The organism is Streptomyces sp. NPDC057543 (genome assembly GCF_042801895.1).
Taxonomy (GTDB): domain Bacteria; phylum Actinomycetota; class Actinomycetes; order Streptomycetales; family Streptomycetaceae; genus Streptomyces.
Map to the genome: position 1 here is coordinate 1 of NZ_JBHVFF010000545.1, position 2,198 is coordinate 2,198.

A 2,198-nucleotide genomic window follows, 5' to 3' on the forward strand; every position below is an offset into this window, starting at 1 on the left:
CCGTCACCAAACGTGACGGCGAGGACCTCGGTTCGTACACCCGGCGCATCCTCGACACCCCGGGCGCCCTGCTGATCAAGGAGTCCGACCTGGCACACAACGCCGATCCGGCCCGCCTCGCCGTCCTGGAACCGGCGACCCGTACCCGACTGGCCGAGAAGTATGCGCAGGTACGACGGTTGCTCGGGCTCACCCCAGGTGAATCGCCCGCCGAGCAATCGGTTCAAGCCAACACGGCGACGGACTGAACCACCCGGATCAGCGCCCGACCACGTCCCGCCGGAACGCCCAGTTCATCTCCGGCTCGGTCACCACGCGCAGCACTCTGCGTACCGGTGGCGTACACATCAGCGTCACCGCGGCGGCCGCGACCAGGGAGACGAGGACCAGACCGGCGGGCGCCGAGAGCCACTCGTAGATGTCGAACACCCCGGCGTATCCGGCACCCTTGATCAGGAATCCGTGCAGCAGATAGCCGCAGATCGTCCCGGCGCCGAGCACGGTGAACCACATGTGGCGGCGCGGCACCCAGGACAGGAACCCGATGGTGAGCAGGAGCGCGCAGCCGAACATCGCCAACGTCATCACGGCACCGGACCACCACGGTGCGCCCATCTCCTGCGCGCTGTTGCTGCGGTAGAACCAGCCCAGCTGCATCCGCGGCGCCGCCCAGTACGCGAAGACCAGGGCCCCGGCGAACAGCGGCAGCGCGAGCATCCGCACCTCACGCCGGCGGATCAGCTGGAAATGCTCGGGTTTCAGCTGGAGTCCCAGCACGAAGAACGGCAGGAACTGCAGAACCCGCTGGAGATCGAGATCATCGCCGATCGTCGGGGAGAGCGAGGCGAGTACGGCGATGACGAGCGCCACCGGCAGCGGATGGCGCAGGGCCTGCCACAGCGGTGTGGTGAGCCGCCAGATGAACAGCGCGGCCAGGAACCAGGTGAGATACCAGGGGTCGAGCAGGCTGATCGGCTGATCCGGCGAGCCGTCCGCGTACCGCTTGAACAGTGAATACGCCGTCTCGAACACCACATAGGGCACGGCGACGCCGGTGACCAGGCGTTTCACCTTGGCGGCGGAGAGATCGAACGAGCGGGAGAAATAGCCGGAGATGATGATGAACGCCGGCATGTGAAAGGTGTACGCCACCATGTACAGCGCACGGGTGGTCCGGCTGCCGTCCATCACCGGTTCCCACGCGTGCGCCACCGCGACGAGCACGATGGCCAGATATTTGACGTTGTCGAAGTAGGCGTCACGCTTCTTCGCCGGCGCACCCGCCGGAGGCTTGTTCGCCACCGGTGCGGGGGGCGCCGCCGTAACGGTCGTCGTCCCTTGGCGTCTGGGCTCCGACTCCCGGGTCGCCGATGCGAGCGGGGCCCTCTGAAATACGTTCGGAGCGTGGAACATCTAAAGCACCTTAGACGCCTCGATTGCCATGCGTAAAACCGCGCACGGATATTGAGTGTTCGCGTCCAATCAAAAACGAAACCACCAAGAACTGGCCGCTATGCCCAGTTTCATCCCCATTAAATGGGGCATATCGACGAGTGGTTGGAGGGAGTGAATTTCACTGCACTGGGGCCTTGGAATTGCATGTGAATGAAGTGTGCGGGTATGGAAACCGTCACAGTTGCGCGCCGTTGTGATTGTTTTATTCACAGATCGCTCACAGGTGCGCGGAGCAAGGGCGGGACCTGTGACGCCCCCCTCGTGCGACCGTGCGCCCCCGGGCGCACGCGGGGCGCAAGGATGGCGCGATCCCATCACTTCGGCCCGTCACCTGGCAGCCGGCACAGGGGAGTTGGTGGCACGATGGACGGAACGGAGGAGTGCTCGGCCGCACATCTCCGGGCCGGCAAGGCGGACCGACCAAGGGTGTGATCAGTCGTGGCCATTTCACTGTCTGTGGTGCTTCTGTTGGCGATCATCCTGGTGGTCCTGATCCGAGGTGGCTCCATCAAGGCAGGACCCGCGATCGTCGCGGTGCTCTTCGGCTTCTTCCTGGCATCGACCGGCATGGCGCCGTCGATCAGCAAGTTCATGAACTCGATAGCGGAGAGCATCAACCAGATCACCTTCTGATCCGGTCCAGGTCCGGTTCCTCCCCTGCCCGCCACGCGCCCCGGCGCGCAGCCGGCAGGAGGCACGAGCGGAACGCGAAGGGCCCGGTCCGACGAGCAATTCGTCGGACC

Annotated in this window: 2 protein-coding genes and 1 pseudogene; 2 read left to right on the forward strand and 1 reads right to left on the reverse strand. The window is 65.1% G+C overall.

Annotated features, from left to right (window positions below; genetic code table 11):
• Positions 1-248 (forward strand): annotated as a pseudogene (locus ACFU8Q_RS41115) (phosphohydrolase); the annotation flags it as partial.
• A gap of 10 nt (positions 249-258) precedes the next feature.
• Here the strand turns inward: ACFU8Q_RS41115 and ACFU8Q_RS41120 are convergent.
• A complete protein-coding gene (locus tag ACFU8Q_RS41120) occupies positions 259-1,413 on the reverse strand; it encodes an acyltransferase family protein (protein ID WP_384465230.1) in 1,155 nt (384 codons plus the stop codon).
• A gap of 480 nt (positions 1,414-1,893) precedes the next feature.
• On the opposite strand from ACFU8Q_RS41120, the gene ACFU8Q_RS41125 reads away from it, so the two are divergent.
• On the forward strand, positions 1,894-2,088 hold the full coding sequence (locus ACFU8Q_RS41125; RefSeq protein WP_384465233.1) for a hypothetical protein: 195 nt from the start codon (positions 1,894-1,896) through the stop codon (positions 2,086-2,088).
• The last annotated feature ends 110 nt before the right edge of the window (positions 2,089-2,198 follow it).